1 protein-coding gene is annotated in these 507 nt (G+C 70.6%); it reads left to right on the top strand.

All coding sequences use genetic code 11. The features are described 5' to 3' along the window. Positions 1-311: 311 nt before the first annotated feature. The coding region (locus tag ACFPM7_RS30435; RefSeq protein WP_378251286.1) for a hypothetical protein at positions 312-507 on the top strand (196 nt) is incomplete at its 3' end.

Below are 507 nucleotides of genomic sequence, written 5' to 3' on the forward strand. Positions count from 1 at the left end.
GCTGGGTGGTGGAGGTCAGGGCTGAGTGGGGCGGGTGGGAGGCAGGGGCGCGAGTCAGGGGCGTGGGGTGAGTGGCGGCGGGGTCGTGAGTCGGGTGGTTGAGGTACGTGGTGGAGGAGTTGGAGGTTGGATGAGTGGTGGCAGTGTGGGCTTCGCTGGTGGGGTGGCTGGAGTTGGTGATCGTGGGGTGGCGGAGTTGTTCGGCGGGGCTGGGGGTGGCCCGGGCGGGGTGGGTGGGGGCGGGAGGAGCGTCGGCGGGGTTGGTGAGGCGGGTGGTGTCAGGGACGGATGCTGGGGCGGGGTGGTGAGTCGTGGTGGCACCGGGAGTCAGGTCGGTGAGGTGTGCGGTGGAGTGGAGAGGGTTCGGGCTGGTGGCTTGGGTGGTGTGGTGGGTGGTGGTGGGGTCGGGTGTTGGGTGGGTGAGGTGGGTGGTGGTGGGGTCGGGTGTTGGGTGGGTGAGGTGGGTGGTGGTGGGGTCGGGTGTTGGGTGGGTGAGGTGGGTGGTGG

This window comes from Actinokineospora guangxiensis, assembly GCF_042657845.1.
In the GTDB taxonomy this organism is placed as follows: domain Bacteria; phylum Actinomycetota; class Actinomycetes; order Mycobacteriales; family Pseudonocardiaceae; genus Actinokineospora; species Actinokineospora guangxiensis.